Here is a 25,231-nt window from a genome sequence, read left to right as displayed (position 1 = left end):
CACGATGAGGAGAGCTGGGCGCGATGGGCGAAATCCTGGTGCTGTACTACAGCCGCGGCGGTTCGGTGGCACGGCTGGCGCGCCAGATCGCGCGGGGCATCGGCGAGGTTCCGGGCATGGCAGCGCGGCTGCGCACGGTGCCGCCGGTGGCTGCCGTTACCCAGACCGCGCAGCCGCCGGTACCCGACGATGGCGCGCCCTATGTAAGCGTGCAGGACCTGGCGGAGTGCCAGGGACTGCTGCTGGGCAGCCCTACCCGTTTCGGCAACATGGCCGCGCCGGTCAAGCATTTCCTTGACGGCCTCGGCGCCGAATGGGTGAACGGCACGCTGGCCGGCAAGCCGGCCGGGGTGTTCACGTCCACCGCGTCGATGCATGGCGGCCAGGAGTCGACCCTGCTGTCGATGCAGGTACCTCTGCTGCACCACGGCTGCCTGATCGTCGGCATTCCGTTCACCGAGCCGGCGCTGAGCCACACCACCAGTGGCGGCACGCCGTATGGCGCCAGCCACGTGGCCGGCGCCGCCGACGACCCGCAACCCACCGACGATGAGGCGGTACTGGCGCGGGCGCTGGGCCGGCGCGTGGCCGACATCGCGCAGCGGCTGGCGCGATGAGCACCGCGCCGCGCACCGTGCTGCTGCTGGCCCTGATGGGGCTGGCGGCGCTGTTTGCCGGCTGGTTCATCAACGACAGGCACTGGCTGGCCACCCAGCTGGTGTTCACTGCGCCGCCGCTGGCGCTGGCCATCGCCCTGCGGCTGGGCTGGCGCAAGGCCGGGTTCTGGGCGGCGGTGCTGGCCCTGGGCTGGTTCAGCCACGGCGTGATGAGCGCCTGGAGCCATCCCGAGACCCGCTGGCTGGCACTGATCGAAATCGTGCTGGCGCTGCTGGTGATCTTTTCGGCCAGCCTGCCCGGCCTGCGCGCCCGTTTCGGGCGGCGGCGCTGACGCTGCGCCCGGTGGGCCGTATCATCTGCGTTCCCGGCCCCGCGCCGCTGTACCTGCCTTGGTTTCGCGCATGCACATGATGGAAGAGCTCCTGGTCGTCACCACCGGTGGCACGATCGACAAGATCTATTTCGACGACAAGTCGGACTACCAGATCGGCGACCCGCAGATCGGCATGATCCTGCGCGAACTGGGGGTCACGTTCCGTTTCAACGTGATTCCGATCCTGCGCAAGGATTCGCTGCACATCAACGACGACGATCGTGAGCTGATCCGCGCGACGATCGCCGCGCAGCCCACCCGCCACGTGCTGGTGACCCACGGCACCGATTCGATGGTGCAGACCGGCAAGGTGCTGGCGACGATCCCGGACAAGACCATCGTGATGACCGGTGCGCTGAGCCCAGCACGGTTCCGTGGTTCGGATGCGGAGTTCAACATCGGCTGTGCGATCGGTGCGGTGCAGTCGCTGCCGGCGGGGGTGTTCATCGCGATGAACGGCCGGATCTTCGACCCGCAGCATGTGCGCAAGAACGTGGCGGCGAACCGGTTCGAGTCGGTTTGAGGGATTAAGGCGCGCTGTCGCGCGGATGGGTTCAGCGTTTTGGTTGCTGCTGGGTTGAGGGGGTGATCCCCCCCTCCTGACAGATCATCGCGCGGCCAGCAAGGTCAAGGGCAGAGCAAGGGCAAATGCAAATGCACTGCTGCACATTGCTTTCTCCGCTTCGCCGCCCCTAAAAAAAACACCCCGGCCGAGGCCGGGGCGTGCCCATGGAGAGGGGCTTGGGCTCAGTACTGGGCGTTGACGGTCACGCCCGAGAAGGTGCTGTAGGCCTTCACCCGCACGTACCAGGTACCGGCGGTGGGGCTGTTGACGGTGCAGGTCTCGTTGTTGCCGCTCAGGTACGGGCGGCAGGTGTAGACGGTGTCGGTCGGGGCACTGCCCTGGCGCAGGTACAGGTCGGCATCACCGCTGCCGCCGCTGATCGCCACGCGCAGCTGCGTGCTGCCAGCCGGGACGTTGACGGTATAGCTGAGCGATGCGCCGCTGGCTGCGCCGAGGCCGGTAACCGGCACGTTGTTCTGCAGCACGGTGCCACCCGGGTTGGGCGTGGTGCCGTTGATCGCGGCAGTCACCGCGGCATCGGCGTCGATGATACCGGCGCCGCAACCACCCGAGCACGCACCCGGCAGCGGACGCGCGGTGCTCTTGATGATGCTTTCCACCTGCGCCGGGCTGAGCGGGCTCGGTGCCACCGACTGCATCAGTGCAACCACGCCCGCCACGTGCGGTGCCGCCATCGAGGTGCCGTTGTAGGACGCATAGCTGGCGCTGCCCGGGGTGGTGGTGCCGCTGTTGAGGGTGGACAGGATGCTCTGGCCCGGTGCGGAGATGTCGATGCCGGTGCCGTAGTTGGAGAAGCTGGCACGCGCACCCGCCGAGGTGGTGGCCGCCACGGCGATCACGTTCGGGCAGTTCGCCGGTACCGCGCTGGAGACGTTGGTGTTGCTGTTGCCGGCAGCGACCACCACGGTGGTGCCGCGGCCGACCGCGCCGTTGATCGCGTTCTGGTAAGTGGTCGAGCAGCTGCCGCCGCCGCCCAGCGACATGTTGATGACCTCGGCCGGATTGGCATTGGCCGGCACACCGCTGACCGTGCCACCGGAGGCCCAGACGATCGCGTCGGCGATGTCGGAGGTGTAGCCGCCGCACTTGCCGAGCACGCGCACCGGCACGACCTTGGCGTTGAAGGCGGTACCGGCCACGCCGGTACTGTTGTTGGTCACTGCGGCGACCGTGCCGGCCACGTGGGTGCCGTGCCAGCTGGAGTTGGAGGCCGGAATGCCCGAGCCACACTCGTTGGCGCCGTACCAGTCGCCCTCGTCGTTGGGATTGCTGTCACGGCCACCGCCATCGCGCGCCATCGCCGCGTCGCTGATGAAGTCATAGCCGGGCAGGATGTTGGCGTTGAGGTCGGCATGGTTGGTGATGCCGGTATCGATCACGGCCACGACCACACCGGTGCCGGTGGCCTTGTCCCAGGCCGGGCGCACGTTGATCGAGGCGTTGGACGTACCGAAGCCCCATTGCTCGCTGAAGCGGGTGTCGTTGGGGGTCAGCGTCGCGCGCATGATCTGGTCGACTTCGACGTATTCCACGTTCGGGTCGGCGGCGAGCTTGCGCATCAGCAGCTCGGATTCGGCCTGGTCCAGCGCACGGTCGGTCCTGACCACGGTGGAGCCGACGGCAAGCCTGCGGACCTGCTGCAGGCCCAGCGCGCGGCCCTGGCTGCTGGCGATGCCGGCAGCGGCCGTCTTCAGCGAAGAGGCCAGCGCGGTGGTGTTGGCCACCGGCGCACTGCCGTCGCGGTACTTCACGATGAAGCGCTGGTGGGTCGGCGCGGACTGCAGGCCGCTGAGCTGGACATCACCGGCCAGCGCAGGCGTGGCCAGCAGCAGCGATGACAGGACGGACGCACCAAGGACCACCCACACACGACGCACACGCGGTTGCGTTACCTGGGACATCGGATTTCCCTTCTAATGGTAGGAATGCCGGAATCGGCAGAAGCACCGGCCTGAACCGTGGGCTGGCTTGCGATGGCGAGGTTCGGGTCCGGCGAGCCAGCGGATTCCCCTGACCATCCGCTGTGTTGATGACGCTAGTGGCTCAAACCGGACACCACAAGATTTTCAGCGTCTTTTCAGCAAGATGAAATGTTGGATCTGAGACTTTCCGGGTCGAGGGTTTGTGAAGGTGAAGGAACTTTCGCGTCAGCTGCACGTACCTGACTGCGGAATGTCCTGTCCCACCATGTCTTTGCCGACATCGGCGAACAGCCGCCGGGCATGGCCCGGCGCTACCGTCGTACGCGTACATTCGCCGGGCATCGCCGCGCGCAGGGGGAGCCGTTGATCCTGGTAGCGCCGGGCCATGCCCGGCGGACGTACGCCTGAAACGCAGAAAGCCCGTCGCGGGGACGGGCTTTCCGGGGATGCGGCCGGGCGTAACCCGGCGCCAGCGTTCAGCGCAGGCGATCAGCCCAGCTTGACCAGCCAGCCGTGGCGGTCCGGCAGGCGACCGTACTGGATGTCGGTCAGTTCCTTGCGCAGTGACATGGTCACTTCGCCAGCCGGCGCATTGATGTCGCCCACCGAGAAGCCTTCGCCCTTGAGCTGGCCGATCGGGGTGACCACCGCAGCGGTACCGCAGGCGAACACTTCGGCGATCTCGCCGGAGGTCACGCCCTGCTTCCACTCATCGATGGTGACCTTGCGCTCTTCGACCTTCATGCCGCGGTCGCGGGCCAGCTGCAGGATGCTCTCGCGGGTGATGCCCTCGAGGATGCTGCCGGACAGTTCCGGCGTGACCAGGGTGCCGTCCTTGTAGATCAGGAACACGTTCATGCCGCCCAGTTCTTCCAGGTACTTGCCTTCGACCGGGTCCAGGAACAGCACCTGCGAGCAGCCCTGTGCCTGCGCCTTCTGCTGCGGCAACAGCGACGCGGCGTAGTTGCCACCGCACTTGGCCGCACCGGTACCGCCCTTGGCCGCACGCGCGTACTCGGTGGACAGCCAGATCGACACCGGGGCGACGCCCTTGGCGAAGTACGGGCCAGCCGGGCTGGCGATGACGTAGTAGCCAGCCTTGTGCGCGCCGCGCACGCCAAGGAACGCTTCATCGCCGATCATGAACGGACGGAAATACAGGCTCGACTCATCGGCCGACGGCACCCAGGCGCTGTCGACGGCGATCATCTGCTTCAGCGATTCGACGAAGATCTCCACCGGCAGTTCCGGCAGCGCCAGGCGCTGCGCCGAACGCTGCAGGCGACGGCCGTTGGCATCGGGGCGGAAGGTCCAGATCGAACCATCGGCATGGCGGTAGGCCTTGATGCCTTCGAAGATCTCCTGGCCGTAGTGCAGCACGGCCGCGGCCGGGTCCAGCTGCAGCGGACCATAAGCGCGCACGTTGGCGTTGTGCCAGCCGGCATCCTTGTCCCAGCGCACTTCCACCATGTGGTCGGTGAAGTGCAGGCCGAAGCCCGGCTTCTCCAGGATCTGGGCGCGCTCTTCAGCGCTGCGCGGGTGGTCCGAACGGGTGACGGCGAAGCTGGGAATGGACTGGGACACCGGAGATTTCCTGTTCTGGTTGCGGGTAATGCCGGGCCCGCGTCACTGCGGGCCGTGGGTCAAAGCATGCCGGTTTCGAGACGTGCGGCCTCGGACATCATGTGCTGGTTCCACGGCGGGTCGAAGACCAGCTCGACGTCGGCCTCGGCCACCGTCGGGATCATTTCAAGCTTGCTGCGCACGTCGTCGACCAGGATGTCGCCCATGCCGCACGCTGGCGCGGTCAGGGTCATCTTCACGTCGATCTCGCGCTGCCCTTCGTCGAGGTGCTTGATCTCCACCTCGTAGACCAGGCCCAGTTCGACGATGTTGACCGGAATTTCCGGGTCGAAACAGGTGCGCAGCTGCTGCCAGACCAGTTGTTCGACCTGCTCGTCGCTGGCATCGTCGGGCAGTTCCAGCGGTGCCGGCGCTTCCTTGCCGATGGCATCGCCATCCTTGCCGGCGATTCGGAACAGATTGCCCTCGACGAACACCGAATAGCTGCCGCCCAGCGCCTGGGTGATGTACCCATAGCTGCCGGCGGGCAGGGTCACGGTGTCGCCCTGCGGGACCATCACGGCCTCGCAATCGCGTTCGAAGTGGACAGGTTCGCTGCTACGGGAATACATGGGGACCGATATGGGGCTGCGGCATAAGCCACGCAAGCGGTCATTCTAGCGTAGGCGCCCCGCCCTCGCCGGTGCACTGCGGCAAACCACAGTATCCTGTGGGCGACCTTCAGGAGCTTCGATGTCCTCCAATGCCGCACGCGCCAGGACCGTTACCTGGCTCTGGCCCTTCATGTTGTTGCTGGCGCTGGCCACCGCCCCCCTCGCCTGGATGCTGATCGCCCTGTTCACCGGCCGTCCGGTCGGCTGGATGGCGGTACTGACCGCCCTGGAACTGGTGTTCATGCTGCGTCTGGGCACGCTCGGTCCCGGCAAGCTGCGCATCGCCCTGGTCGTGCTGGGCACGCTGCTGGTGGCCGCGATCTCGAACTGGGCGATCGCCAGTGCCTGGATGGGCGGTTCGATGGGCCTGAACCCCTGGGACGCCTCGCTGCGGATGGGCCCGCACCTGGCCTGGACGCTGATCACCCTGGCCAATGGCGTGGTCGAGTGGCTGTGGCTGGCGGTGGGCGTCGCCGTAGGCGCCTGGCTGGCGCGTTGATCGCGCCGGTGATGCCCTGGTAGATCCACGCCATGCGTGGATGGGGTGGTTGGATCCGGGGTCAGAGTCCTTTCCTGCGGAAAGGGATCCGACCCCAACCCTCAATGCCCGCCGTCGAGCGCCTTCAGCTCGCTGACCAGCGACGCCGCTGCCTCGGCACCATCGCCGTACAGCATGCGGGTGTTGTCGGCATAGAACAGCGCATTCTCGATACCGGCAAAGCCGGTACCCTTGCCGCGCTTGATCACCACCACGTTGCGGGCATTGACCACGTCCAGTACCGGCATGCCGTAGATCGGACTGGCCGGATCGGTGCGCGCCACCGGGTTGACCACGTCGTTGGCGCCGATCACCAGCACCACGTCGGTAGTGGCGAACTCGGGATTGATGTCGTCCATGTCCGCGATCAGGTCGTACGGCACCCCCGCTTCGGCCAGCAGCACGTTCATGTGCCCGGGCATGCGCCCGGCCACCGGGTGGATGGCGAACTTGACCTTCACCCCGCGCGTGATCAGCCGCTGCGCCAGCTCCCAGATCTTGTGCTGGGCCTGGGCCACGGCCATGCCATAGCCGGGCACGATCACCACGCGTTCGGCAAAGCCCATCATCGCCGCCACGTCGGCCGCCTCGATGGGCTTCTGCGAACCGGAAATCGCCTGCGCCTCACCACCGGCGCCACCACCGAAGTTGGAGAACAGCACGTTGCGGATCGGCCGGTTCATCGCCTTGGCCATCAACCGGGTCAGCAGGATGCCGGCCGCACCGACCATCATGCCGGCGATGATCAGCGCCTCGTTGCCCAGCACGTAGCCTTCGAACGACACCGCCAGGCCGGTGAACGCGTTGTACAGCGAAATCACCACCGGCATGTCGGCGCCACCGATCGGCAGCGTCATCAACACGCCCAGCGCCAGGGCCAGCACGAAGAAGGCAACGATGGCCCAGGTGCTGAGCGTGCTGGCGGCGATGATGCCCAGCACCACCACGGCCAGCGCCACCAGCAGGTTCATCACCTGCTGGCCCGGCCAGGTCACGCGCTTGTCGAGGCGGCCATCGAGTTTGGCCCAGGCGATCACCGAGCCGGACAGCGACACCGCACCGATCGCCGCGCCCACCACCGCCAGCACCAGCACCGTGCCGGACGGCTGCCGCGCGGCCAGATCGGCCAGCGCCTGCGCACTCCAGTGGGTGGTATCGCGATTGGCCAGGAAGGCATAGCGCAGCAGTTCCACCGCACCGATGGCGGCCGCCGAGCCGCCGCCCATGCCGTTGTACAGCGCGACCATCTGCGGCATGTCGGTGACGGCGACCTTGCCCGCCGACCACCAGGCCAGGCCGGCCCCCAGCAGCAGTGCCACCAGGATCAGCGGCACGTTGTGCAGTTCGGGCAGGAAGAAGGTCGCCACCGTGGCCAGCAGCATGCCCAGCCCCGCCCAGCGGATACCGCTGCTTGCGGTCATCGGCGAGGCCATGCGCTGCAGGCCGAGCAGGAACAGGGTGGCGGCGACCAGGTAGCTGGCCTTGACCAGCCAATCGAGCAGTTCGACGGTGCTGATGTTCAAGCCTGCGGCTCCTTCGGTTCATCGTTGCCGGCCTTGCGCACGCTCGGCTTGAACATTTCCAGCATGCGCGCGGTGACCACATAGCCGCCGGCGGCGTTGCCGGCGCCGAGCACCACGGCGAGGAACCCCAGCACCTTCTCCAACGGCGTCTGTGCGTGCCCCAGCACCACCATCGCGCCGATCAGCACGATGCCATGGATGAAGTTGGAGCCCGACATCAACGGGGTATGCAGGATCACCGGGACCCGGGAAATGATCACGTGGCCGGCAATGGCGGCCAGCATGAAGATGTACAGCGCCACGAACCCGTCACTCACCGGCAACGCTCCTGCTCTGTCTTCGTCGCCCCATCATAACCATGGGCTGAACCCTGCGCGCGTCCCGGTCAACCACGGCCGCGCTCACGCGTTGTCGATGGTGACCCCTGCCGAGGAACCGTACCCTGTGCTGGTGAGCAGCCCTGTCCCCTCAACCACCGATGCCGACGCCGTTCCGGCCTCGCTGGAAGCGTTCCTGGCCAGCGTCGGGCCGCGCGCCTTCCGCTTCGCCGAGGCCGGCCTGCGCCAGCGTGATGACGCGCTGGATGCGGTGCAGGACGCGCTGCTGCGCATGCTGGACTATGCCGACAAGCCGGCCGCCGAGTGGGCGCCGTTGTTCTGGAGCATCCTGCGCCGGCGCGTGATCGACCTGCAGCGCCGCCGCCGTTTCCGCCTGCCGTTCTGGCGCGACAACCAGGATGCCGATGGCGGCGAGATCGACTGGGCCGACCCCGCACCGGACCCTTCGCAGGCGCACGAGCAGCGCCAGCAGTACCAGCAGCTGGTGCAGGCACTGCGCGACCTGCCCGCCCGCCAGCGCGAGGCATTCACCCTGCGCGTGCTGCAGGACCTGGACGGGGCCACCACCGCCCGCGCCATGGGCTGCAGCGAAGGCGCGGTAAAGACCCATCTGGCGCGCGCCCGACAGGCGCTGCAGAATCAACTGGAGATGCACCCGTGAACCGCCCCCTGCCTTCCGATGACGCCCTGCGCAGCCTGCACACGCAGTCGCTGCAGGCGCTGTCGCCGGCCACCCTGGCACGCCTGCGCAGTGCCCGTCACAGCGCCGGTGCGGCGCACGCCGGTCGCTGGCGCTGGTGGCTGGCCAGCGCCTGTTCGCTGGTGATCGCGCTGGGCATCGGCGTCCAGTTCGTCGGCCCGGGCGATCACCAGGGCCCGATCAGCACGCCGATCGTCGCTGCGGAAGAAGACAATGGCGTGCTGTACGACGAGAATCCCGATCTGTACCTGTGGCTGGGCGACAACGACCTGGCGATGGAGTGAACCATGCTGCGATACCCCTCCCTGCCCCTGCTGATCGCCCTGACCCTGCTGCCCGCTGCATCGGCACTGGCGCAGGCCACCGCGCCGGTGCCTGCCGCGCGGCCGGCACCGGCTGCCGCGCCGCTGCCGAACTGGGAACAGCTGAGCCCGGCCCAGCGCGAAGCGCTGTTGGCCCCACTGCGTGACCGCTGGAACGGCGCCGATTCCGCGCAGCGCCAGCGCATGCTGTCGCACGGCCAGCGCTGGCAGTCGATGAGCCCGGAAGAACGCGACAAGGCCCGCCGCGGCCTGCGCCGCTTCGAGCACATGAGCCCGGAACAGCGCGAGCAGGCCCGGGCGTTGTTCGGCCAGATGCGTGACCTCAGTCCGGCCCAGCGCGATGCCATGCGCGAGCGCTGGTCGCAGATGACCGCAGACGAACGCAGGGAATGGGTGCGGGACAACCCGCCGCCGGCGAAGCCGCGGTAACCCGCCATCGAAGGCGGACCGCCGGGCCATGCCCGCGGGTTCACCGGATGTCGCTGCACCCGCCGGGCATGGCCCGGCGCTACCGGCTTACGCCTGCCAGCGCGTTTTCGCCAGCAGTTCGTCTTCCCAGTCGAAGCCCAGCTGGCCGTCGCGCACGAACAGGGCGACGAAGTTCATCAGGTTGCGCGCATACATCTCGCTGGCCTGGGTGGCACCCCGGCTGGCCAGGCCCAGCGGGCCATCGATGGTCACGCCCTGGTGCTCGATGCATTGGCCGGGCTCGGTCAACGCGCAGTTGCCACCGCTCTCGGCGGCCAGATCGACGATCACGCTGCCGGCGGCCATGCCTTCTACCATCGCGGCGGTGACGATCGTCGGCGCCTGACGTCCCGGCACCGCGGCAGTGCAGATCACCACGTCCACGCTGCGCAGGTGGTCGCCAAGACGGCGCTGCTGTTCACCACGCTCTTCCTCGGTCAGCGCCCGCGCATAACCGCCCTCGCCTACCGCGCTCACCCCCAGGTCGAGGAAGCGCGCACCGAGCGACTGGATCTGTTCGCGGGTTTCCGGGCGCACGTCGAAGCCCTCCACCTGCGCACCCAGGCGGCGTGAGGTGGCAATGGCCTGCAGGCCGGCGACACCGGCGCCGATCACCAGCACCTTGGCTGGACGCACGGTACCGGCCGCCGTGGTCAGCATCGGGAAGAAGCGCGGCGCGCGTTCGGCAGCAATCAATGCCGCCTTGTAGCCGGCCATGCCGGCCTGCGAACTGAGTACGTCCATCGCCTGTGCGCGCGTGGTGCGCGGCAACTGCTGCAGCGGGAACAGGTGCAGGCGGTCATCCGAGGCCAATGCGGCCAACGCAGGGTCGGCCGCCGGGGTCAGCAGGCCGACCACACTGGCGCCCGGCTTGAGCTGGGCCAGTACCTCGGCCGGTGGCGCCTGCACGCACAGCAGGATGTCGATCTCGGCCCAACGGGCGGCGTCGAAGGCGCGGGCACCTGCGTCGTCGTAGGCGGCATCGGTAAAGCCGGCGGCCTGGCCCGCACCGGGCTGGTACCACACGGTGATGCCCAGCGCACCGAGCTTGCGCGCCGTTTCCGGCGTGAGCGCAACGCGTCGTTCGCCCGGCGCGGTCTCCTTGATCCCCAGCAACGCCACGGCCATGCAGATTCCCGCTGATCGGTGAGTGGGTCCGATCCTAGCAGGCGTACGTGGCTCAGTGCAGCGTCGCACCACCCGGGTCGAGGCGGTCGAGCACGCCCTGCATGGCGCTGTCGAAGGCGCCATCGTCGATGTGGGGACGCAGGCGACCCAGCCGCACCATCACCGCCAGTTCTTCGGGTGAGGCCACGCAGAAGCGCACGCCACGCCGGTTGACGAACAGCAGGCGCGAGGAAATCGGGCTGATCCAGGACAGTTTGCCCGCCTGCACCTTGCCATCCTTGTCGACGAAGTCCAGCCAGTTGCCGATCTCCATCCGGCGGAAGCGGTCGGCATCGGCATTGTCGAAATCGTCGGTATTGAAGGTACCGCCCAGTTCCACTGCCGGCGTTTCCGGTGCCGGCGGCGCGGGCAATACCACCTGCGGCAGCTCCGGCAACGCGCGCTGCAGCTCCGGTCGCGATTCGGCGATGCCCTGCAATGTGTCGTGCAGCGCATCGATGGCTGCGGTGGCTGCGTCGCCATGCACGCCGACGCTGGCAAACACCTTGGCCAGCATCGGTTGCCAGGCCTGCAGCCACGGCTTGCCGACGATCTGCCGGCGGGCCTCGGCCACTTCCTCAAGCAGTCCATCAGCCAGGGTCAGCGCCTCGGCCACCGAGGCACCCTCCTCGCCCTCGCGCAGCAGCGCCAGGGTCAGGTGGTGCTGCCAGGGCTGGCGCAGGAACTCGGCGATGGCCGGCGGCAGGGTGGCATCGCCGATGCGGCGATCCAGTTCGGCGCCGGCACGGGTGCGGGCCATTTCCAGCTTTTCCTGGCCGCGCTGGGTCTCGGCGGCCCGGCGCTCGGCGATTTCCACGCGACGGCGGTGCTGCACCAGGAAATCGCGGAATTCTTCTTCCAAGGTCAGGAAGATCGCCAGGTTCTCGTTGAACTCGGCGACCAGCCGCTCGATGATCTCCTCCACCTTGGCCATCAGCATGCGTTCGGCCTGGCTTTCGCCGGTGTTGCCCTCGCAGGCTTCGGCCAGCGAGTTGAGCAGCTTGCGCGCCGGATGGGTCTTCTGCACGAACATGCGGCGGTCCAGCATCGCCACCTTCACGAACGGAACCACCAAGCGGCCGATCAGCTCACGCGAGCGGCCTTCCAGTTCGCGCTCATCGAGCATCACGTCGAACAGCATGCCGACCAGGTCGATCGCATCCTCGTCCTGCGCGTCCAGCCGGGTCTGGCCCGGGTCGACGCCCAGCCGGGTAGCGCTGGACAGCACTTCGCTCTTCAGCCGCTGCGCCAACGATTCGCCGTCCTCGCCGATCGCCGCACGCAGGGTCGCACTGGGCGTCGCCTGCAGCAGCGACAGCACCGACATCATTTCGCGCTGGCTCAACGGGCGATGCTGGCCGACCGCGACCTGCGCCGCAGAGGTTGCGTCGTCGCGCACGTGGCGGGTCTGCTGCAGCAGTTCGTGCAGGGCTTCCAGCAGCATGCCCTGCTGGCCGGAATAGGCTTCACCGGACGGGTTCTCCTCGCCACCAGCATGTTGCTGCATGTGGCCACGACGCTCCGACCAGCGCGCGGCAAATCGCTGCGCCCAGGCCGGTGCGGCCTGTTCGTCGTCATTGAATTCGTTGTCAACGCCCGGCGCCGTGCGCTGCTCGACCAGATCATCCAGGCCATGCGGAACGTGCTGCGCCGGGGCCGGCGACAGTGGTCGGCGCGGGGCACCCATCTGCGACATCACCCCGGCCGCGGCCAGGTGCTCGTCCAGCTTCTCGTAGATGCGGCCCACCGGCGCGCGCAGGTCGCGCTCGCACAGCTTGATCAGCACCAGGTGTACTTCCGGGGCCAGCTCGCAGCCGGCGAAGGCTTCGTGGATGGCCACGCCCAGATGCTCGGGGCTGATCGGGTTGCGGTCGGCGTCGAGTTCGATACCACCGCCCAGCCAGCCCAGGCGGCGGTCGAGCCGCGCCAGCACCGGCTTGAAGTCGCGCAGCAGCACGGTGGCGAAGTTGCGCACCGCCAACCGCGATTCCAGTACATGTTCCGGCACCAGGCTCAGGCCATCCTGGGCCTGCCCGGCCAGGGTCAGCTCGGCAGAGACGGGCTCGCCCGCCGCCAGGCCGGCCCAGGCATGGCCGAGATGGGCGGCAAAAGCACCGGCGATCTCTTCACGGCGGCGGCGGAGCTCGCGCATCGCGTCCAGGAACAGCAACTGCGACGAGCCGGCATTGCCGGCACGGTCGAACAGGGCATCGTCGAAGCGGGCCAGTGCCGCGCCAAAGGCCTGGCACAACGCCGGCAGGACGATGTCCCGGGCAAGCTGGAGCTGGGCCGGGTCACGGCCCGGCGATCCCATCGGAGTGGGCGCGCTCATCATTCGGGAAGGCTCCCCACCTTCTCTGGTGCGACAGACATCATGGACATCGCGACGGCCGGTACACCCCATGCACCGGTCCCTCGATGGTAGGCCGCCCAGCCCATCGCGGACAGTGAAACAGTCCTCACTTCAAACCTCATGAACGGCGGCCCGGCAATATTACGTATCGTAAGCCGTGCGGGGCCTGCGAGGCGAGGGGAAGCGGGGCTCCGTGATCCGCCAGTGGCATGATGTTCATCACAGTTTGCTATTCAGGGGTCTGACGCGACACAAACGGCGTCATCTACCTCCCCGACTATAATCAGCGACCCGTGATGACCGGTTCAGACTCCATGCCCGACCCTGCTGCCCTGCTCGCCCTGGATGCCCGCCGCTCGGTGCCCTCGCGGCAATTGGGCGAGCCCGGACCGGACCCGGCCACCCTGCAGCGGATGCTGACCTCGGCGGTCCGCGTGCCCGACCACGGCAAGCGCGTACCGTTCCGCTTCCTGAAGATCGCCGGCGATGCGCGTCACACTCTGGGCGACTTCCTGGCCGCGCGCAGCCGTGAGCGCGACCCGCATGCCGGCGACGCCGTGTTCGAGAAGGACCGCCAGCGCTTCAGCCATGCACCGCTGGTGATCGTGGTGGTGGCCAGCCCCCGCCCGGACCCGAAGGTACCGGCACAGGAACAGCTGATGACCGCCGGCTGTGTGTGCTTTGCTCTGTTGCAGGCGGCACAGGCGCTGGGCTTCGGCGCGCAGTGGCTGACCGCATGGATGGCCTTCGATCCTGCCGTGCACGCCCACCTGGGGCTGGCCGAGGGCGAAGGCATTGCCGGCTTCATCCACATCGGCACGCCCAAGGCCGAAGTCCCCGAGCGCGAGCGCCCCGATGCCGCGGCCCTGCTGCAGGACTGGACCGGCCAGTGAACGCCGTGATTCCCGTGGCGATACCGCCGCCGCTGTACCTGGTCGACGCCAGCATCTACGTGTTCCGCGCTTGGCATTCGCTGCCGGACGAATTCCAGGACAGCCAGGGCTGGCCGACCAACGCCGTGCACGGCTTCGCCCGTTTCCTGCTGGACCTGCTGGAGCGCGAACGCCCCCGGCACATCGCCATCGCCTTCGACGAAGCACTGGACAGCGGCTTCCGCCACCGCCTGTACCCGGCCTACAAGGCCAATCGGGACCCGGCGCCGGAAGCGCTCAAGCGCCAGTTCGTGCACTGCAAGGCGTTGTGCGCAGCGCTCGGCCTGGCGGTGCTTGCCCACCATGATTACGAAGCCGACGACCTGATCGGCAGCGCCCTGCATGGCCACCGCAGCAGCCATCGCGGCGTGATCATTTCCGCCGACAAGGACCTGTCTCAGCTGCTGCTCGACCATGACGAGCAATGGGATTACGCACGCAACCAGCGCTGGGACGTGGCCGGGGTCAAGGCCCGGCACGGCGTACACGCGCACCAGATCGCCGATTACCTGGCGCTGTGTGGCGATGCGGTCGACAACATTCCGGGCATCAGCGGTGTCGGTGCCAAGTCGGCGGCCGTGCTGCTGGCCCATTTCGGCAGCATGGACGTGCTGTTCGAACGCCTGGACGAAGTGCCGTTCCTGCGCCTGCGCGGCGCGGCCCAGATGGCCGTGCGCCTGCGCGAGCAGCGCGAGCACGCCCAGCTCTGGCGCCAGCTGACCACCATCGCACTGGACGCACCGTTGGAAGGTTGCCAGCCCGGCATGCCGCGCCAGGCGGCCGATCCAGAGCTGCTCGGCGGCCTGTGCCAGACCCTGCGCTTCGGCCCCATGACCCGCCGCCGGCTGTTCAGTGCCGCCGGCATTTCCGACCCCGTCCCTACTTCCAGCGAGCCCGCATGAGCCAGCGCAACACCGAAGCACCGCGTGTCGTCTACGAAGGCAAGTACCAGCGCATGGTCGTGCGTGGCAGCTGGGAATACAGCGAACGCACCCACGCCGGCGGCCTGGCCGCGATCATCATTGCCGTCACCCCCGAGGACAAGGTGCTGTTCGTCGAACAGTTCCGCGTGCCGCTGCAGGCGTCGACCATCGAGATGCCGGCCGGGCTGGTCGGCGACATCGATGCGGGCGAGTCCATCGAAGTTTCCGCTGTACGCGAGCTGGAAGAGGAAACCGGCTGGACCGCCGAGCACGCCGAAGTGCTGATGATCGGCCCCACCTCCTCCGGTGCCAGCAGCGAGAAGATCGCCTTCGTGCGTGCCACCGGCCTGCGTCGCATCGGCGAAGGCGGCGGCGACGAGAGCGAGGACATCACCGTGCATGAAGTGCCGCGCACGCAGGCGGCCGCCTGGCTGGTGCAGAAAATGGCCGAAGGCTATGAAGCCGATGCCAAGCTGTGGGCCGGCCTGTGGATGATCGAGCACCACCTGGACGGCCGGCCCCGTGGCTGACGCCGACCTGCGCGCGCTGCCGGCACTGCTGGGCGCCGACGATCCGGCGATCTTCAGCGTGCACCGTGCGCAGGGCGCCTCACCGTTCCTGCTGCTGGCCGACCATGCCGGCCAACAGGTGCCGCGTGCACTGGCCGACCTTGGATTGCCGCAGGCCGAACTGGACCGGCATATCGGCTGGGACATCGGCATCGGCGGCACCACCCGTGCATTGGCCGAGCGGCTGGATGCGTGGGCGATCGAGCAGACCTATTCGCGGCTGCTGATCGACTGCAACCGGCCGTTGGTTTCGCCCACGCTGATTCCCGAGGTCAGCGACCACACCCTGGTGCCGGGCAATGCCGGGCTGTCGCCCGCACAGCGGCAGCAGCGCATCGATGCGATCCACGCGCCCTACCATGCACGCATCGATGCCGAACTGGAGGCGCGCCGCGTTGCGGGACGGCCGACGCTGCTGGTGATGATGCACAGCTTCACCCCGGTGATGAACGGCATGCAGCGCCCCTGGCACGCCGGCGTGCTGTACCACCAGGACACACGCTTTGCCCACGCGTTGCTGCAGGCACTGCGCGATGAAGGCGACCTGGTGGTGGGCGACAACGAACCGTATTCGGTCAACAGCAGCAGCGACTACGCGGTGCCGGTGCATGGCGAAGGTCGCGGCCTGGTGCATGTGGAACTGGAAATCCGCCAGGACCTGATCGCCGATGCCGCCGGGCAGCAGGCATGGGCGGAGCGGCTGGCGCGTATTTTCAGCGCCTTGCAGCCGCAGTTGTTGGCGTTCGGATGACCGCATCCACGCATGGCGTGGATCTACCCGGAATCGGTACATCCACGCATGATGTAGATCTGCCCGGGATCGGTAGTGCCGGCCGCTGGCCGGCAACCTCAGGATAGCTGGATCATTGCAGTTGCCGGCCAGCGGCCGGCACTACCGCAGCATCAGCGCATCCATCGACCGGAACGGTTGCACGGCCTCGGGCACTTCACCGTCATCATCGAACGCGGCGTCTTCATCTGCCGGCAACCAGAAACGCGCAGCCAGCAGATCGCCCTCGCTGGCATGCACCCAGCCGAACGACGCCCATACGTCGTGGTCGTCATTGCAGGCGGCAAACGCGTCCAGCGTCTGGCGAAGATCAAGCAGTGCAATCATGCGTCGTTGGGCAGCGCGTCGGGAGAGCTGCAGTCTACCCGTGCCGGACGCAGGCCCAGCGCGATGAGCACGCCGAGCGCGGCGAACAGCGCTGCGCCGTACTGTGCATTGATCATGCCCTGCAGGGCATCAGGACTGGTTGCCGCCTGCGTGCCGCGTGCGGCGTTGGCCACCATTACCAGTACTGCCAGTCCCAACGCGCCGCCGATCTGCTGTGCGGTAGCGGCCATGCCCGACGCTACACCCTGCTGCGGCCCCGGAACGCCCTGCCCGGCCACGATCCACATCGCCGTCCAGCTCATGCCCTGGCCCACGCTGAGCACCACGATGCCCGGCAGCAGCGGCCAGTAGCTGGCGCCGTGCGGCATCGCCAGCGCCACCGCGGTGATGCCGATGGCACCGGCAGCAAAGCCCCAGGCCAGCACCTGCCGTGGCGAACGGCGCTGCAGCATGCGCTCGGCAATGCGGATGCCGAAGGTGCACACCAGCGTCGGCAGCAGGAAGGCCATGCCGGCCTGCAGCGGACTCCAGCCATAGCCATCCTGGAAGTACAGCGCCAGGAAGTAGTACTGCACGCCATAGCTGCTCATGAACGCGAAGGTCAGGCCGAGTGCTGCACGCAGGCCGGGCAGGCGCAGCAGCGCGAACTGCATCAGCGGGTCGCGGCTGCGCTTTTCGATCTGTACGAACACCGTCAGCAGCACGGCTGACAGCAACAGGCAGATGAGCGTGGCCGGCGCGGTCCAGCCCCATTCCGGCCCCTGCACCAGGGTGGTGACCAGCAGGCTGCCGCCGGCGGTGACGGTGAGGCAACCAGCCAGATCGAAGGAACGGCCGCGCACGCGCGGGCCATCGGCCGGCAGCCACGCGCCCGCGGCGACCGCACAGGCCGTGGCCAACGGCACGATCACCGCCAGCACCGCCGGCCAGCCGAACGCCTGGGTCAGCACGCCGCCCAGCAGCGTCCCCAGCGCGAGGCCCGCCGCACTGGCCATGCTCCAGATTGCCAGCGCGCGGTTGCGCACCGGGCCTTCTGCATACAGCGTATTGATCAGGGCCAGGGTGGCCGGAAACAGCAGCGCCGCACCGATGCCCTGCGCCGCACGTGCCACGATCAGCAGCGTGGCATTGGGCGCCAGCGCACCCAGCAGCGAGGCCAGCGCGAACAGCAGCATGCCCAGCCGGTAGAAGCGGCGGCGGCCCAGCAGATCGGCCGCACGCCCGCCCAGCAGCAGGCTGCCGCCAAAGGCCACCGTATAGGCGCTGACCACCCACTGCAGCTGCTGCGCATTGATCTGCAGCGCGCGGCCCATGTCGTGCAGGGCGACGAAGATGATGGTGGCGTCCAGAGCGATGATCAGCTGCGCGGTGGCCAGCAGGGTCAGCGCCCAGCGCGGGTATTTCAGGGGAGGCATGCGGCGCCCGGTTCGGAGGGGGGACGGCAGTCTCATTGATGCAGCTGAATCAATAAACCCCCTCAGCGCGATTTCTGTCATGATTTTCCGCATGAATGGATCCTCGATGGACCTCAACGCGGTGCGCATGCTGGTGCAGGTGGCTGAGGCGCGCAGCTTCACCGTCGCCGCCGGCCAGCTCGGCTTGAGCCAGTCCGGGCTGTCACGCGCGATCGGCCGGCTGGAAGCCTCGCTGGGGGTAAAGCTGCTGCAGCGGAATACGCGCAATGTCGCGCTGACCCCGGATGGCCAGCAGTTCGTCGAGCAGGTGGGACCGTTGCTGTGCGGGATGGAAGACGCCGAGCGGCTGCTGGCCGACCGCCCCTGCACGCCCTCGGGCACGTTGAAGATCAGCGCTCCGTCGATGTTCGGGCGCAAGGTGTTGGTGCCGTTGCTGGGACCGTTGCTGCAGCAGCATCCGCAGCTTCAGGTCGAGGCGGTGCTCAGCGACCGTCTGGTGGATCTGGTGGAGGAAGGCTTCGACGCCGCCCTGCGCACCGGCACCATCGCCGACCAGCGCATGGTGGCGCGTCCGTTGAAGCCACTGCGCTGGGTGACCGTGGCCAGCCCGGCCTACCTGGCCGCGCAGGGTGAGCCGGCCGATGTGGCGGCATTGCAGAACCATGCCTGCCTGGCGGTGCGCAACCTGCGCAGCGGCCGGCTGGTGGACTGGCAGTTCCTGCAGGACGGGCAGCTGCGCGAGGTCACGCCGCCGACGCGGATGGTGTTCGACTGCGGCGACCCGTTGGTGGAGGCAGCGATTACGGGCATCGGCATCGTGCAGGTGATGGATTTCGCGGTGGCCGACGCGTTGGCCGATGGCCGCCTGCAGCGCGTGCTGCAGCCGTTTGAAGGCCGCAGCCGCGCGCTGTCGTTGATCTACCCGCCCTCGCGCCAGCACTCACCCAAACTGCAGGTGCTGGCCGAAGCGTTGTTGGCCGGGGATTGGTAGATCCACGCCATGCGTGGATGAGCGTTTCAACGCAAAAGCCGCCGGGCATGGCCCGGCGCTACCGGGCCGTAGTAGATCCACGCCATGCGTGGATGAACGTTTCAACGCAAAAGCCGCCGGGCATGGCCTGGCTCTACTGGGCCGTAGTAGATCCACGCCTTGCGTGGATGAACGTTTCAACGCAAAAGCAGCCAGGCATGGCCTGGCTCTACTGGGCCGTGGTAGATCCACGCCGCGCGTGGATGAGCGTTTCAACGCAAAAGCCGCCGGGCATGGCCCGGCGCTACCGGGCCGTGGTAGATCCACGCTATGCGTGGATGAACGTTTCAACGCAAAAGCCGCCGGGCATGGCCCGGCGCTACCGGGCCGTGGTAGATCCACGCCATGCGTGGATGAACGTTTCAACGCAAAAGCCGCCGGGCATGGCCCGGCGCTACCGGGCCGTGGTAGATCCACGCCATGCGTGGATGAACGTTTCAACGCAAAAGCCGCCGGGCATGGCCCGGCGCTACCGGTAAGGCGTTGCCGGCCAGCGGCCGGCACCACCACCACCCGATCAGGCGAAACTATCGGTGGCACGCACCAGCGCGTCGACGTTCTCTGCTTCGAACGCCGAATGCCCCGAGGCCGGGGTGATCTCCAGCTTCGCCTTCGGCCACACCTTGGTCAGGTCCCAGGCATTGGCCAGCGGGCAGACCACGTCGTAGCGGCCGTGCACGATCACGCCGGGGATATCGGCGATGCGGTGCGCGTCGCGCAGCAGCTGGTCTTCCACCTCGAAGAAACCGCCGTTGACGAAGTAGTGGTTCTCGATGCGGGCGAACGCCAGCGCGAAGTGCGGGTCTTCATGGCTGTTGATGAAGTCGTCGTCCACGTGCAGGAAGCTGGTCGCGCCTTCCCACACCGCCCAGGCCTTGGCCGCGTCCAGGCGCGTTGCTTCGTCTTCGCTGGTCAGGCGGCGATGGAAGGCCGAAATCAGGTCGTGGCGTTCCACCGCCGGAATCGGCTTGAGGTAGTGCTCCCACGCATCCGGGAACAGGCGGTTGGCGCCTTCCTGGTAGAACCATTCCAGCTCCCAGCGGCGCAGCATGAAGATGCCGCGCAGCACCAGTTCGGTCACGCGCTGCGGATGGGTCTGCGCATAGGCCAACGCCAGGGTCGAGCCCCAGCTGCCACCGAACACCTGCCAGCGATCGACCTTGAGGTGCTCGCGCAGCTTCTCGATGTCGGCCACCAGGTCCCAGGTGGTGTTGTCCACCAGATCGGCGTGCGGGGTGGAACGACCGGCACCGCGCTGGTCGAACAGGATGATGCGGTACTTGGCCGGGTCGTGGAACTGGCGCATCTTGTCGCTGCAGCCGCCGCCGGGCCCACCATGCAGCATCACCACCGGCTTGCCGTCCGGGTTGCCGCACTGTTCGAAGTACAGCGTGTGGCGGTCGTCGACCTTCAGGGTGCCGACGTCGTAAGGGGTGATGGCGGGGTACAGCGTACGCATGCTCGCAGCTCCGTGGTGGTGCCCTGCCCTTGGCAGGAGAACCCCCATTCTAGGCCGGTCGCCGGCCCAGGGTGACCCGGTCGCGCTGCTCCAGGTCCTGCACGGTCTGCACGTCGATGTAGCCGGCCTGCTCGAACAGCGCGCCGATGGCATCGCCCTGGTCCCAGCCGTGCTCGATCAGCAGCCAGCCGCCGGGCTGCAGGTGGTCGCCGCCGCCGACGATGATGCGACGGATGTCGTCCAGCCCATCGACGCCCGAGGCCAGCGCCGTGGCCGGCTCGAAGCGCAGGTCGCCCTGCTGCAGGTGCGGGTCGTCGCTGGCGATATAGGGAGGATTGCTGGCGATCAGGTCGAAGCGTTCACCGTGCAGCGGCGCGTACCAGTCGTGACCACCTTCAGCAAAACGCACGTTGCCCAGCTCATGGCGCGCGGCGTTGCGGGCCGCCACCGCCAGCGCAGCGGAACTGGCGTCGGTGGCCAGCACCTGCGCCTGCGGTCGTTCGCTGGCCAGGGCCAAGGCAATCGCGCCGCTGCCGGTGCCAAGATCGGCCAACCGCAGTGCACGGTCCGGCGGCAGGCGATCCAGCGCCAGTTCCACCAGCAGTTCGGTTTCCGGGCGCGGAATCAGGGTGGCGGGGTCGACCTCCAGATCGAGGGTCCAGAAACCACGGCGGCCGGTCAGGTAGGCCACCGGTTCGCCAGCCAGGCGCCGGCCCAGCAAGGCCTCGAACGCGGCCTGCTCGGCGGCGGGCAGTGGATCGGTGGCGTGCGCGAACAACCAGCTGCGCGGTCGCTGCAGCACATGCAGCAGCAGCAGCTCCGCTTCATGACGGGCCTCTACGCCCCCCAGGCGGCCGCTGGCGTCGGCCACGACCTGGCGCAGGGACGGTTCGGAATCGGCGGGCATGGCAGGCACTGGCGCGGGCGGTGGGCCCGCAATTGTAGAGTCTGGATACCGTTCAGGTTCGCTGGAGCGCGATTCGCTGCGGTGGGATATGAGAGACCTATCGACCGGTTTCCGCAGCCGCTGATGATTTCCCTTGTCATACAGCGGGTTGCAGGATGCAGGTGCCTTGATTCATTGCCGGCTCAGCGCACATCAATAGACTGTATCTATCAAATAGATGTAATCAATGCATTGTCCTTATCGAAATGGAACCAGTAACCTAGGTCCTGTCGATTCACCCACTCCCCTTCACCCAGAGGAAAAACGATGTCCCTGATCAACACCCAGATCCAGCCGTTCGAAGCCAACGCTTACCTGAATGGCGAGTTCATCAAGGTCTCCGACAGCACCCTGAAGGGCCAGTGGTCGGTCCTGATCTTCATGCCGGCAGCCTTCACCTTCAACTGCCCGACCGAGATCGAAGACGCCGCTGACCATTACGCCGAGTTCAAGAAGGCCGGCGCCGAGGTCTACATCGTCACCACCGACACCCACTTCTCGCACAAGGTCTGGCACGAAACCTCGCCGGCCGTGGGCAAGGCCCAGTTCCCGCTGGTTGGCGACCCGACCCACCAGCTGACCCGCGCCTTCGGCGTGCACATCGAAGAAGAAGGCCTGGCCCTGCGCGGCACCTTCATCATCAACCCGGAAGGCGTGATCAAGACCCTGGAGATCCACTCGAACGAGATCGCCCGTGACGTCTCCGAGACCCTGCGCAAGCTGAAGGCTGCCCAGTTCACCGCCGCCAACCCGAACCAGGTCTGCCCGGCCAAGTGGAAGGAAGGCGAGAAGACCCTGACCCCGTCGCTGGACCTGGTCGGCAAGATCTAAAGCAGCACCGGCCTGCCGCAGCCCCACGCTGCGGCGCGCCCATCCCCGTGCCGGCCACATCGCCGGCGTGGGGGTGAACCCAAGACGGCCGCGCCCGCATCGCCCCTTCCACAGGTCCGCGCTGCCCTCTTGGGTTCACCCCTACCCCCTCGCTGGTCCGCTACCTTCTACAGCGGTGCCACGCCCCCGTTTTGCCTGAAGCCAGGAGAAGACCATGTTGGACGCCAACCTGCAGTCGCAGCTGAAGACCTATCTGGAGCGCGTGACCCGCCCGATCCAGATCACCGCGCATGCCGACGACGGTGCCAAGTCGCAGGAGATGCTGGAACTGCTGCAGACCCTGGAAAGCCTGTCGGACAAGATCTCGCTGCAGGTGCTGCGCGACGGCCAGGGCCGCGTGCCGTCCTTCGACCTGGGCACGCCGGGCCAGGACATCCACCTGACCTTCGCCGGCCTGCCGATGGGCCACGAGTTCACTTCGCTGGTGCTGGCCCTGCTGCAGGTCGGCGGGCATCCGTCCAAGGCCACTGCCGAGCTGATCGAGCAGGTGCAGAACCTGGAAGGCGACTACCGCTTTGAAACCTATTTCTCGCTGTCCTGCCAGAACTGCCCGGACGTGGTGCAGGCACTGAACCTGGCCGCGGTGCTCAACCCGCGCATCCAGCACGTGGCCATCGACGGCGCGCTGTTCCAGGAGGAAGTCGAGCAGCGCGAGATCATGTCGGTGCCGACCGTCTACCTCAACGGCGCGGTGTTCGACCAGGGCCGCATGACCCTGGAGCAGATCGTGGCCAAGCTGGACACCAACGCCAGCAAGCGCGATGCCGAGAAGATCGCCGCCAAGGACGCCTTCGACGTGCTGGTGGTCGGTGGTGGCCCGGCCGGCGCCGCTGCGGCGATCTATGCCGCGCGCAAGGGCATCCGTACCGGCATCGCCGCCGAGCGTTTCGGTGGCCAGGTGCTGGACACCATGGCGATCGAGAACTTCATTTCGGTGAAGGAGACCGAAGGCCCGAAGCTGGCCACGGCGCTGGAACAGCACGTGCGCGAGTACGAAGTCGACATCATGGACCTGCAGCGCGCCAGTGCGCTGGTGCCCGCCGGCGAAGACGGCCTGGTGCAGGTGCAGCTGGAAAACGGCGCGGTGTTGAAGTCGCGCTCGGTGATCCTGTCCACCGGCGCGCGCTGGCGGCAGATGAACGTGCCCGGCGAAGACCAGTACCGCAACAAGGGCGTGGCGTACTGCCCGCACTGCGATGGCCCGCTGTTCAAGGGCAAGCGCGTGGCGGTGATCGGTGGCGGCAATTCCGGCGTTGAAGCGGCCATCGATCTGGCCGGCATCGTGTCGCATGTGACCCTGCTGGAGTTCGATTCCAGCCTGCGTGCCGACGAAGTGCTGCAGAAGAAGCTGCGCAGCCTGGCCAATGTCACCGTGCTGACCAGCGCGCAGACCACCGAAGTGCTGGGCGACGGCAGCCGCGTCACCGGCCTGGTCTACAAGGACCGTGTCGGCGGCGACTCCCATCGCGTCGAACTGGAAGGCATCTTCGTGCAGATCGGCCTGCTGCCGAACACCGAATGGCTGAAGGACACCGTGGCCCTTTCGCCGCGTGGCGAGATCGTCATCGATGACCGCGGGCAGACCAATCTGCCGGGTGTGTTCGCCGCGGGCGATTGCACGACGGTACCCTACAAGCAGATCATCATCGCGATGGGCGCCGGTTCGACCGCCGCACTGAGCGCTTTCGATCACCTGATCCGCTCCTCGGTTCCCAAGAGCAGCGGTGCGGTGGCCGAAGCGGCCTGATCCAACGTTCCCAGGCCATCGGGAGCACCATCAACCGGCTGGGCACGCCCTGCCGGTGCAGTACCCCGAGAGGTCTGAGGATGAACCTGCGTGACCTGAAATACCTGGTGGCCCTGGCCGATCACAAGCACTTCGGCCGGGCCGCCGCCTCCTGCTTCGTCAGCCAGCCAACGCTGTCGACCCAGATCCGCAAGCTGGAAGAGGAACTGGGCCTGCCGCTGGTGGAACGCGCACCGCGCAAGGTGATGTTGACCCCCGCCGGCCACGAAGCGGCCGCGCGGGCACGGGTGATCGTGGCCGAAGTGGAGCAGCTGAAGGAAGCGGCGCGACGCAGCCGCGATCCCGAAGCGGGCACGGTGCGCCTGGGGATCTTCCCCACCTTGGGCCCGTATCTGTTGCCGCACGTGATTCCGCGCATCCGCACGCGCTTCCCCGAGCTGGAACTGCTGCTGGTGGAGGAAAAGAGCGACGTGCTGCTGGAGCGCCTGCGCGAAGGCAGGCTCGACGCCGCGCTGTTGGCACTGCCGGTGATCGACGACCAGCTGCACGCCGAATTCCTGTTCGAGGAACCGTTCCTGCTGGCCGTATCCGGCCGCCACCCGCTGGCCACGCGCGAGCATCTGGACGTACAGGAACTGGCCACGCAGAAGCTGCTGCTGCTGGAAGACGGCCACTGCCTGCGTGACCAGGCGCTGGAAGTCTGTCGCCTGTTCGGCGCCAACGAAAAATCCGAATTCCGCGCTACCAGCCTGGAAACGCTGCGACAGATGGTCGCCGCCGACGTGGGCATCACCCTGCTACCCAGCCTGTCGGTACAGCCGCCGGTGCCGCGCTCGAACAACATCCGCCTGCTCGACTTCGTCGGCGAGGGCCGTCCCAGCCGTCGCATCGCCATGATCTGGCGGCGCAGCTCGGCAATGAACGAGTTCCTGATGGAGCTGGCCGAGCAGTTCAAGCGCCTGCCCGATGCGCTGTTCACGCTGGAGGCGCTGGCCCCGCCAAGCGGCGATGCTGCCACCCCGCCCACGCCGGTGCTGAACGGCTGAGACACCGCCG

27 protein-coding genes are annotated in these 25,231 nt (G+C 67.5%); 16 read left to right on the top strand and 11 right to left on the bottom strand.

The features are described 5' to 3' along the window. Positions 1 to 23 precede the first annotated feature (23 nt). The 3 genes from wrbA to J2X70_RS12550 all read left to right on the top strand — a co-directional run bounded on the left by wrbA (position 24) and on the right by J2X70_RS12550 (position 1,514). Positions 24 to 617, top strand: coding sequence for an NAD(P)H:quinone oxidoreductase (wrbA, locus tag J2X70_RS12560; RefSeq protein ID WP_025879137.1), 594 nt, complete (start codon positions 24 to 26; stop codon positions 615 to 617). After that, positions 614 to 949, top strand: coding sequence for a DUF2069 domain-containing protein (locus tag J2X70_RS12555; RefSeq protein WP_025879136.1), 336 nt, complete (start codon positions 614 to 616; stop codon positions 947 to 949). The genes wrbA and J2X70_RS12555 overlap by 4 nt, the downstream gene beginning before the upstream one ends. 79 nt (positions 950 to 1,028) lie before the next feature. Then, complete coding sequence (locus J2X70_RS12550; RefSeq protein ID WP_033830416.1) at positions 1,029 to 1,514, top strand: asparaginase domain-containing protein; 486 nt, start codon at positions 1,029 to 1,031, stop codon at positions 1,512 to 1,514. Positions 1,515 to 1,738: 224 nt separating this feature from the next. Here J2X70_RS12550 and J2X70_RS12545 read toward each other — a convergent pair whose 3' ends face one another. The 3 genes from J2X70_RS12545 to sufT form a co-directional block, all read right to left on the bottom strand. Beyond that, a complete protein-coding gene (locus J2X70_RS12545; protein WP_032977471.1) occupies positions 1,739 to 3,478 on the bottom strand; it encodes a S8 family peptidase in 1,740 nt (579 codons plus the stop codon). 510 nt (positions 3,479 to 3,988) lie between these two features. Then, entirely contained in the window at positions 3,989 to 5,083 is a 1,095-nt protein-coding gene (locus J2X70_RS12540) for a branched-chain amino acid aminotransferase (RefSeq protein ID WP_280884563.1), read from the bottom strand. 59 nt (positions 5,084 to 5,142) lie between these two features. Next, positions 5,143 to 5,694 (bottom strand): putative Fe-S cluster assembly protein SufT, encoded by a 552-nt coding sequence (gene sufT / locus J2X70_RS12535; RefSeq protein WP_025877975.1) that lies wholly within the window; start codon positions 5,692 to 5,694, stop codon positions 5,143 to 5,145. 121 nt (positions 5,695 to 5,815) lie between these two features. Here sufT and J2X70_RS12530 point away from each other — a divergent pair, with 121 nt between their 5' ends. Next, positions 5,816 to 6,235, top strand: coding sequence for a hypothetical protein (locus tag J2X70_RS12530; RefSeq protein ID WP_025877973.1), 420 nt, complete (start codon positions 5,816 to 5,818; stop codon positions 6,233 to 6,235). Positions 6,236 to 6,336: 101 nt separating this feature from the next. Here the strand turns inward: J2X70_RS12530 and J2X70_RS12525 are convergent, their stop codons facing one another. Together J2X70_RS12525 and J2X70_RS12520 are read right to left on the bottom strand one after the other, a co-directional pair. Continuing rightward, entirely contained in the window at positions 6,337 to 7,797 is a 1,461-nt protein-coding gene (locus J2X70_RS12525; protein ID WP_025877971.1) for an NAD(P)(+) transhydrogenase (Re/Si-specific) subunit beta, read from the bottom strand. Further along, entirely contained in the window at positions 7,794 to 8,114 is a 321-nt protein-coding gene (locus tag J2X70_RS12520; RefSeq protein ID WP_025877970.1) for an NAD(P) transhydrogenase subunit alpha, read from the bottom strand. The genes J2X70_RS12525 and J2X70_RS12520 overlap by 4 nt, the downstream gene beginning before the upstream one ends. A gap of 97 nt (positions 8,115 to 8,211) precedes the next feature. Between J2X70_RS12520 and J2X70_RS12515 the strand changes: the two genes are divergently transcribed. The 3 genes from J2X70_RS12515 to J2X70_RS12505 are packed head-to-tail and all read left to right on the top strand — an operon-like array spanning position 8,212 to position 9,587. Then, the gene (locus J2X70_RS12515; RefSeq protein WP_080149966.1) at positions 8,212 to 8,796 is read left to right on the top strand and encodes an RNA polymerase sigma factor; all 585 of its coding nucleotides are present in this window, start codon (positions 8,212 to 8,214) and stop codon (positions 8,794 to 8,796) included. Next, positions 8,793 to 9,119, top strand: coding sequence for a hypothetical protein (locus J2X70_RS12510; RefSeq protein ID WP_105163485.1), 327 nt, complete (start codon positions 8,793 to 8,795; stop codon positions 9,117 to 9,119). The genes J2X70_RS12515 and J2X70_RS12510 overlap by 4 nt, the downstream gene beginning before the upstream one ends. A 3-nt stretch (positions 9,120 to 9,122) precedes the next feature. Further along, the gene (locus J2X70_RS12505; protein ID WP_279208900.1) at positions 9,123 to 9,587 is read left to right on the top strand and encodes a DUF3106 domain-containing protein; all 465 of its coding nucleotides are present in this window, start codon (positions 9,123 to 9,125) and stop codon (positions 9,585 to 9,587) included. Between the two features lie 87 nt (positions 9,588 to 9,674). Here J2X70_RS12505 and J2X70_RS12500 read toward each other — a convergent pair whose 3' ends face one another. Both J2X70_RS12500 and J2X70_RS12495 read right to left on the bottom strand, forming a co-directional pair. Beyond that, a complete protein-coding gene (locus tag J2X70_RS12500; protein ID WP_059066079.1) occupies positions 9,675 to 10,754 on the bottom strand; it encodes an NAD(P) transhydrogenase subunit alpha in 1,080 nt (359 codons plus the stop codon). Positions 10,755 to 10,806: 52 nt separating this feature from the next. Then, entirely contained in the window at positions 10,807 to 13,128 is a 2,322-nt protein-coding gene (locus J2X70_RS12495) for a DUF1631 domain-containing protein (RefSeq protein ID WP_309910583.1), read from the bottom strand. A 332-nt stretch (positions 13,129 to 13,460) separates the two neighbouring features. Between J2X70_RS12495 and J2X70_RS12490 the strand changes: the two genes are divergently transcribed. Genes J2X70_RS12490 through J2X70_RS12475 form a run of 4 tightly spaced genes read left to right on the top strand, consistent with a single transcriptional unit; the run spans position 13,461 to position 16,321 of the window. Further along, positions 13,461 to 14,039 (top strand): nitroreductase, encoded by a 579-nt coding sequence (locus J2X70_RS12490; protein WP_025877963.1) that lies wholly within the window; start codon positions 13,461 to 13,463, stop codon positions 14,037 to 14,039. Next, a complete protein-coding gene (locus tag J2X70_RS12485) occupies positions 14,036 to 14,980 on the top strand; it encodes a 5'-3' exonuclease H3TH domain-containing protein (RefSeq protein ID WP_223481988.1) in 945 nt (314 codons plus the stop codon). The genes J2X70_RS12490 and J2X70_RS12485 overlap by 4 nt, the downstream gene beginning before the upstream one ends. Further along, complete coding sequence (locus J2X70_RS12480) at positions 14,977 to 15,531, top strand: NUDIX hydrolase (RefSeq protein ID WP_025877960.1); 555 nt, start codon at positions 14,977 to 14,979, stop codon at positions 15,529 to 15,531. Before J2X70_RS12485 ends, J2X70_RS12480 begins: the two co-directional genes overlap by 4 nt. Next, positions 15,524 to 16,321, top strand: coding sequence for an N-formylglutamate amidohydrolase (locus J2X70_RS12475; RefSeq protein WP_309910580.1), 798 nt, complete (start codon positions 15,524 to 15,526; stop codon positions 16,319 to 16,321). Before J2X70_RS12480 ends, J2X70_RS12475 begins: the two co-directional genes overlap by 8 nt. 141 nt (positions 16,322 to 16,462) lie before the next feature. On the opposite strand, the gene J2X70_RS12470 is transcribed toward J2X70_RS12475, so the two are convergent. Continuing rightward, positions 16,463 to 16,687 carry a hypothetical protein gene (locus J2X70_RS12470; RefSeq protein ID WP_140228208.1) on the bottom strand — a complete coding sequence of 75 codons (225 nt, stop codon included), beginning with the start codon at positions 16,685 to 16,687 and terminating at the stop codon, positions 16,463 to 16,465. Further along, positions 16,684 to 18,102, bottom strand: coding sequence for an MFS transporter (locus J2X70_RS12465; RefSeq protein WP_025877957.1), 1,419 nt, complete (start codon positions 18,100 to 18,102; stop codon positions 16,684 to 16,686). The genes J2X70_RS12470 and J2X70_RS12465 overlap by 4 nt, the downstream gene beginning before the upstream one ends. Before the next feature lie 106 nt (positions 18,103 to 18,208). On the opposite strand from J2X70_RS12465, the gene J2X70_RS12460 reads away from it, so the two are divergent. Both J2X70_RS12460 and J2X70_RS12455 read left to right on the top strand, forming a co-directional pair. Then, positions 18,209 to 19,093, top strand: coding sequence for a LysR family transcriptional regulator (locus J2X70_RS12460; protein WP_223482662.1), 885 nt, complete (start codon positions 18,209 to 18,211; stop codon positions 19,091 to 19,093). 197 nt (positions 19,094 to 19,290) lie between these two features. Then, positions 19,291 to 19,611, top strand: a complete 321-nt coding sequence (locus J2X70_RS12455; protein WP_309910574.1) for a hypothetical protein — start codon at positions 19,291 to 19,293, stop codon at positions 19,609 to 19,611. Between the two features lie 38 nt (positions 19,612 to 19,649). Here the strand turns inward: J2X70_RS12455 and pip are convergent, their stop codons facing one another. Then, entirely contained in the window at positions 19,650 to 20,591 is a 942-nt protein-coding gene (gene pip, locus J2X70_RS12450; protein WP_032977488.1) for a prolyl aminopeptidase, read from the bottom strand. Positions 20,592 to 20,640: 49 nt separating this feature from the next. Further along, the gene (prmC, locus tag J2X70_RS12445; protein WP_140228211.1) at positions 20,641 to 21,498 is read right to left on the bottom strand and encodes a peptide chain release factor N(5)-glutamine methyltransferase; all 858 of its coding nucleotides are present in this window, start codon (positions 21,496 to 21,498) and stop codon (positions 20,641 to 20,643) included. A gap of 306 nt (positions 21,499 to 21,804) precedes the next feature. On the opposite strand from prmC, the gene ahpC reads away from it, so the two are divergent. From ahpC to J2X70_RS12430, 3 genes are all read left to right on the top strand, one after another. Then, complete coding sequence (gene ahpC, locus J2X70_RS12440; RefSeq protein WP_025877950.1) at positions 21,805 to 22,368, top strand: alkyl hydroperoxide reductase subunit C; 564 nt, start codon at positions 21,805 to 21,807, stop codon at positions 22,366 to 22,368. 214 nt (positions 22,369 to 22,582) lie between these two features. Further along, positions 22,583 to 24,175 (top strand): alkyl hydroperoxide reductase subunit F, encoded by a 1,593-nt coding sequence (gene ahpF / locus J2X70_RS12435; protein ID WP_033830402.1) that lies wholly within the window; start codon positions 22,583 to 22,585, stop codon positions 24,173 to 24,175. A gap of 80 nt (positions 24,176 to 24,255) precedes the next feature. Continuing rightward, positions 24,256 to 25,221 carry a LysR substrate-binding domain-containing protein gene (locus tag J2X70_RS12430; RefSeq protein WP_025877947.1) on the top strand — a complete coding sequence of 322 codons (966 nt, stop codon included), beginning with the start codon at positions 24,256 to 24,258 and terminating at the stop codon, positions 25,219 to 25,221. Positions 25,222 to 25,231 lie beyond the last annotated feature (10 nt).

Origin of the sequence: Stenotrophomonas sp. 1337 (assembly GCF_031455455.1) — a bacterium.
Classification (GTDB): domain Bacteria; phylum Pseudomonadota; class Gammaproteobacteria; order Xanthomonadales; family Xanthomonadaceae; genus Stenotrophomonas; species Stenotrophomonas indicatrix.
This window is presented reverse-complemented; position numbering and strand designations above follow the sequence as displayed.